The sequence below is a fragment of the Streptomyces sp. NPDC057253 genome, from assembly GCF_042669125.1.
Lineage (GTDB): Bacteria > Actinomycetota > Actinomycetes > Streptomycetales > Streptomycetaceae > Streptomyces.
Genome location: NZ_JBHUXV010000060.1, coordinates 49708 through 55982, shown reverse-complemented (window position 1 = coordinate 55982; position 6275 = coordinate 49708). Strand labels below are relative to the sequence as shown.

General features: G+C 72.8%; 4 protein-coding genes. All 4 read right to left on the bottom strand.

Features of this window, described 5'->3' with window-relative positions; all coding sequences use genetic code 11:
* Window positions 1-54: 54 nt before the first annotated feature.
* Window positions 55-1080 carry an NAD-dependent epimerase/dehydratase family protein gene (locus ACFULQ_RS28765; protein WP_383549215.1) on the bottom strand — a complete coding sequence of 342 codons (1026 nt, stop codon included), beginning with the start codon at window positions 1078-1080 and terminating at the stop codon, window positions 55-57.
* A gap of 74 nt (window positions 1081-1154) precedes the next feature.
* Window positions 1155-1880 carry a lysophospholipid acyltransferase family protein gene (locus ACFULQ_RS28760; protein ID WP_383549209.1) on the bottom strand — a complete coding sequence of 242 codons (726 nt, stop codon included), beginning with the start codon at window positions 1878-1880 and terminating at the stop codon, window positions 1155-1157.
* Between the two features lie 321 nt (window positions 1881-2201).
* Window positions 2202-3431 carry a PP2C family protein-serine/threonine phosphatase gene (locus tag ACFULQ_RS28755; protein WP_383549206.1) on the bottom strand — a complete coding sequence of 410 codons (1230 nt, stop codon included), beginning with the start codon at window positions 3429-3431 and terminating at the stop codon, window positions 2202-2204.
* A gap of 89 nt (window positions 3432-3520) precedes the next feature.
* The gene (locus tag ACFULQ_RS28750; RefSeq protein ID WP_383549203.1) at window positions 3521-6196 is read right to left on the bottom strand and encodes a SpoIIE family protein phosphatase; all 2676 of its coding nucleotides are present in this window, start codon (window positions 6194-6196) and stop codon (window positions 3521-3523) included.
* Between the last annotated feature and the right edge of the window lie 79 nt (window positions 6197-6275).

Below are 6275 nucleotides of genomic sequence, written 5' to 3'. Positions count from 1 at the left end.
GCGGTACGCCGTACGACGAAGAAGGGGCGGCCCGGGCCACGGGCCGCCCCTTCCTCATGCGCCGAGCGAGTCGAGGTACGCGTCCTCCGCCGCGTAGTCGAAGAGGTCGCCGTAGGCCTGGAACATCTTCGGGTACGCCTCCCGCCAGTCCCGTCCGGCCAGGTGCCCCTCGATCCAGGCGACGGTCTCCGGCAGCCGGTCCGCGTACCGCGCCACCACCGGCTGGTAGCCCAACTCCCGATCCGCCGCGGACATGTCGCAGACGACCGGCACCGGCACCGACCACGGGGTGTCGCCCACGGTCGGCGCCGGCGGCGGGCCGTCCAGCAGGACCGTCTCGGTCTCGACGCCCATGACGGCGTCGATCGCGGCGGCGATCTCGGCCACGGTCGGGGCGTCCGGGTCCACGGCGTTGAGCGCCCGGCTGCCGGGCCGCGCGGCCGCCAGCCGGATCAGCTCGGCGATGTTGTGGACGCTCGCCGGGTGGAAGCGGCTTAGCCCCCCGAAGGGGAGGACGCGCCGGGTGCGGCCGTCCAGGTTGCGCTTGACGAAGTAGAGCTCGCGGGGCGTCCGGCAGTACGGCCCGTGGATCGCGCCCGCCCGCAGCAGCGTGGTCGGCAACTGCTCACCCGCGGCGAGGAGTTCGCGTTCGAGGCCCGCCTTGCGGGTGCTGTACGAGGACTCGCCCGGCGTGACGGTCCGCTGGCCCTCGGCCAGGGGCACCGGGTACTCCGGGAAGCCGTCCGGCTCGCCCTGCGTGTCGAAGTTACGGCCCTTGTCGTCCTCGTAGACCGAGATGCTGGAGACCACCACGGCGGAGCCGACGCGGTCGGCCAGCGACACCAACTGCCGTGCGTGCTCCGGTCGGTAGGCGACCACGTCCACCAGGACCTCGCAGCCGTCGCCCACCGCGGCCGACAGGGCGGCGTCGTCCGCCCGGTCGGCCCGCGCGGTGCGTACCTCGGCGGGCCAGCTCTCGTCCCGTGCGCCGCCCCGCGAGACGGCGGTCACCTCCCAGCCGTCCCCGGCCAGGGCGGTCACGGCCGCCCGCCCGATCTGTCCCGTCGCTCCGATCACCACAGCACGTCGTGTCATGGCGTGACCGTACGGCGGTCAACTCCCGTTTCTCCAGGGGGTTCTGCCGACGGCAGAGCTCAGCTCAGCGGCATCCGTGGGAACTTGCGCTCCTTCTCCGAGCGGGCGGCGGCCTCCTCGGCCTTCACGACGGCCGCGTACTGGTCGACGTACTCCTGGTCGGAGAGCTTCAGGATGGCGTACATGATCTCGTCGGTGATGGCCCGCAGGATCGCCTTCTCGTTCTCCATCCCGGCGTAGCGGGAGAAGTCGAGGGGCTTGCCGAAGCGGATCACCACGGGGTGGATGTTGGGGATGACCTTGCCGGGCGGCTGGGCCTCGAAGGTGCCGATCATCGCGCAGGGGATGACCGGGACCTGGGCCTTGAGGGCCATGACCGCGACGCCGACCTTGCCCTTGTAGAGGCGGCCGTCGTGAGAACGGGTGCCCTCCGGGTAGATGCCGAGCAGCTCGTCCTTGCGGAGCACGCCGAGGCCCTCGCGGATGGCGGCCTGGCCGGCCTCCTTGCCGGAGCGGTCGACCGGGATCTGGCCGGCGCTGCGGAAGAAGAAGGCGGTGAGCCGGCCCTTGATGCCGGGGCCGGTGAAGTACTCGGCCTTGGCGAGGAAGGTGATGCGGCGCTTGAGGACGGCCGGCATCAGGAAGTGGTCGGAGAAGGAGAGGTGGTTGCCCGCCACGATGGCCGCACCGGACTCCGGGATGTGCTCCAGGCCCTCTATTCGAGGCCGGAAGACCAGTCTCAGCAACGGCCCCAACAGCACGTATTTGAGCAGGTAGTAGAACAAGAGGGGGCGCTCCTCGGTCGGGCGGACGGCTCAACTCCGCGTTCTGGCTGGTCAACCGGCGTGAGATGGGGCTGTCAGTGTAGGCGCAGCCGACGGCGCCCGAAACAGCCCCGACCGCGGCTCCAGCTTGGTACCGCCGCCCGGCCGACGGCAACTCGACGACCACCGACACCGCGAACCAGCCGAAGACAGGCCGGACCCCCCCTCTTGCCCCACCACCCCCTCCTGTGCCACCCGGCAAAGCCCCCACCGAGGCCCCCGTGACCGGCGGCCAGGCCCTCACAGACATCCGCCCTCCGCGTCCCGGCCCCGCCGGCCCTCTCACAACCGCACGATCACCAGCGCCGTGTCATCCGTCGCGCCCCCCGGTGGGAGGAGTTCCGCCAGGACCGCGTCGGCCAGGGTTTCGGGGTCGTCCTTGCGATGGCGGGTGAGGGCGTCGGCGAGGCGGGTGAGGCCGGTGTCGACGTCCTCGTGGCGGCGCTCGACGAGGCCGTCGGTGTAGAGGGCCAGCGTCGCGCCCGGGGCGAAGGTGGTGGTCGCCTGTGGCCGGGGGATCGGGTCGGGGCGGGCGTCCAGCGGCGTGTCGGTGGCCTTGTCGAGGCACTCCACGCGGCCGTCGGCGTGCACCAGCATCGGCGGCGGGTGCCCGGCGCTGGCGTAGGTGATCGTGCCGTTGTCGAAGTCGATGAAGGTCGTGACCGCGGTCGCCGACTCCGCGCCGTCGATCACATGGGCGTACCGGCCCAGCACGTCCAGCGCCTGCGCCGGACCCGCGGCCACCCGCGAGGCCGCGCTCAGGGCGCTGCGCAGCTGGCCCATGACACAGGCCGCCCCCAGTCCGTGGCCCACCACGTCGCCCACCGAGACGCCGACCCCGCTGCCGTCCACCAGGTCGACCAGGTCGTACCAGTCCCCGCAGACGTTGAGCGCGCCGATCGCGGGCCGGTACCGGACGGCGGCCCGGTCGTGCAGGGACTGCCGGCTCACCGGCAGCATCGCCTCCTGAAGGGCCAGCGCGACCTCGCGCTCGCGGGCGTGCGCTTGCCGCAGCCGGTCGTTGAGCTCCTGGAGCTCACGGGCCCGGGTGTACAGCTCGGCCTCCAGCACCCGGGCCCGGCTGCCGCGCGGCCCCCCGCGGGCCCGCATCAGCTCGGTGACCTCCTCCACCCGGTGCACCAGCAGCGCGACCTTGCCGTCCGCGCCGAGCACCGGCGCGTTGACCGGGCTCCAGTAGCGGACCTCCCACTCGCCGGGGTGCTCCGGGTCCTCCACGTCGTACCGCTGGAGCGCCATCGCGTCGCGCTCGCCGCTGTCCAGGACCCGCCGCAGCGAGGCCGCCAGATTGCGCATGCCGGTCGCCGCCGGGTCGTTCGGGTTGTCAGGGAACACGTCGAAGAGAAAGCGGCCCACGACGTCCTCGCGCCGCCGGCCCGCCACATGTAGGAACTCCTCGTTGACGTCCGCGAACACCAGCTCGGGTGTGAGCAGCGCGACCATGCCGGGCAGCGCCTGGAACACCGCCGCATAGTCGATGGATGTGTCGCTCATTGCAGCCGCCTCGCCGCCGGGATCACCCATTTTTCCACGGTATGGGGTGTTGTAGGAGTGGACCGTAGGCAATGATCCGTCTGCCGAGCTCAGTCGCCCGGCTCCCGCAGGGACTGCTCGGCCCAGATGACCTTCCCCTCGGGCACGAACCGGGTGCCCCAGCGCTGGGCGAACTGGGAGACCAGCAGCAGCCCCCGGCCGCCCTCGTCGGTGGTCCGCGGATGGCGCAGATGAGGCGCGGTGGCACCGCCGTCGAGCACCTCGCACACCAGGGTCCGCTCCCGGATCAGCCGCAGCCGGATCGGTCCGACGGCGTGCCGGATGGCGTTGGTGACCAGCTCGCTGACGACCAGCTCCGTGGTGAACGCGAACTCCTCGAGGCCCCACTCCGTCAGCTGCCGGGACGCCGTCTTGCGGGCCTCGGCGACCCGGGCCGGATCCACCGGGACGTCCCAGTCCGCGACCTGTTCGGGCCCCAGCAGCCGGGTACGGGCCATCAACAGGGCCACATCGTCGTGCGGCCGGTCCGGGGCGAGGGAGTCCACGACGGTCCGGCAGTGCAGGTCGAGGGTGGCCGCGGGTCGCTCCAGGGCCTGCCGCAGCCGCTCCCGTCCGGCGTCGAGCGCCCACTCCTCGCCGCGCGCGAGCAGCCCGTCGGTGTGCAGCGCGAGCGTGCTGCCCGCCGCCAGGGCCAGCTCGACCGACTCGAAGGGCGGGCCCCCGACGCCGAGCGACGGCCCCTGGGGCAGGTCCACGAAGGCGACCGTGCCGTCGGGCAGGATCACGGCGGGCGCGGGATGCCCTGCGGCGGCCATCGTGCACTGCCCGTCGACGGGGTCGTAGACGACGTACACGCACCCGGAACCCACCGCCTGCGCACTGTCCGACGCGTCCCCCGAATCCGGCGAAGCCACCGAGTCCCGCGAAGCCACCGAGTCCCGCGAAGCCATCGAGTCCCGCGAAGCCTCCGAGTCCCGCGAAGCCTCCGAGTCCCGCGAAGCCCCGGAGTCCCGCGAAGCGTCCGAGTCCCGCGAAGCCCCGGAGTCCCGCGAAGCCTCCGAGTCCCGCGAAGCCCCAGAGTCCCGCAAAACGCCAGAGTCCCCAGAAGACCCCGAGTCCCCCGAATCCCCCGGCCTCGCCCCCTGCTCCCCTTCCTCCCGTGCCGCCCGCGCGACCAGGTCGTCCAGGTGACCCAGCACCTCCTCGGGCGTCAGCTCCAGCGCCGCCAGCGTCCGTACGGCGGTCCGCAGCCGGCCCATGGCGGCGGCGGCGCCGATGCCGTGCCCCGGGACCTCGCCGACCACGAGGGCGACCCGCGCGCCGGAGAGCGGAATCAGGTCGTACCAGTCCCCGCCGAGGCCGGTCAGCTCGTCGGCGGGCCGGTAGCAGGCGCTCACCTCCACGGCGTCCTGCTCGGGCAGCCGGTGCGGGAGCAGACTGCGCTGAAGGACGAGCGCGGCCTCACGCTCGCGGGTGTAGCGCCGGGCGTTGTCCACGCAGACGGCGGCCCGGGAGACGAGGTCCTCCGCGAGGTTCAGATCGTCCTCGTCGAAGGGTTCCTGGCGGCGCCGGCGGAAGAAGACCGAGACGCCCAGGGTGACGCCCCGCGCCCGGATCGGCACGACCATCACGCTGTGCAGGCCCAGCTCCAGGAAGGTGGCCTCGCGACCACCGGGTATGTCGGTGGCCCACTCCGCGGCGAGCGGGTCGAGCCGCTCCTCCCGCCAGGAGGTGCCCGAGGTCAGAGAGCGCAGCGGGGGCGACCCGGGCAGGTAGGCGGCCACCTCGCCGACCTCGACGACGGCCTCGGGCACGCCTTCGTTGACCGACTGCTGCCCGGCCCGCAGCAGCGGAACGTCGGTGGTCGGCTCCGCTCCCCGCAGCACCGACTCCAGCAGGTCCACCGTGATGTAGTCGGCCAGCGCCGGTACGGCCACGTCGGCCAGCTCCTGCGCGGTCTGCCGGATGTCCAGACTCCGGCCGATGTGCTCACCGGCCCGGTCGAGCAGTGCCAGGCGCTGCCGGGCTCGGTGCCGCTCGGTGATGTCCACGACCGTGTAGTACACGCCCATCGGCTTGCCCTGGTCGTCGTCGATCCGGGTGAACGACATCGTGTGGGCGGTCTCGCGGTGCGGGGCGGCACGGACCCGGCCGACGTGCTCGTACTCCACGACCGGCTCCCCGGTCTCCAGCACCCGCCGCATCTGCGCCTCGATCGCCTCGGCGTCCAGGCCCGGCTGGATCTCCCCGAACCGCAGTCCCAGCCGCTGGGGGGCCGGGGCGCTGCCGAACTGCTCCAGGGCCGGGTTGGACCACACACAGCGCAGGTCGGTGTCCACGATCGCGATGCCGATGGGAGCGCGGGTGACCATCTGTTCCAGCACCGGGCGGCTCATGTCCCAGCCGGGTGCCTCGGCGAGTTCGGAGAGCAGGACCAGCCAGCGGGCCGATCCGCCCGCGTCGGCCGCGGTGATGCGCACCATGACCCGGGCGGGCCGGCCGCCTTTGCGTACCGCGGTCAGCAGCCCTGCCCAGCCGCCGTCGGCGCGACAGCGCTGCGCGAGTTCGGGCAGCCGGTCGGCGTCCTCGGCGGTGAGCAGGGCGGCGGCGGCCATCCCGACGGCCTCCGAGGCGCCGTAGTCCAGCAGGCGCTCGGCGTCGCGCGTCCAGCCGGTGACGATGCCGTGGGCGTCGAGCAGCAGAGGCGCGGCATCGGCCACGTCGAACCGATGCCGGGCGGTGTCGTGCTCCTCCTGTGCGCCCACGGACGACCTCTCTGTCGCTGAGAGTGGTCTATCACCTCTTCGTCACATCTTCACCCGGTGTGGGGGCAGTGCGCCTACG

Bases quoted from the DNA above. Each gene is read 5' to 3' on its own strand.
- ACFULQ_RS28755 (WP_383549206.1), bottom strand. From the start codon at position 3,431: ATGAGCGACACATCCATCGACTATGCGGCGGTGTTCCAGGCGCTGCCC.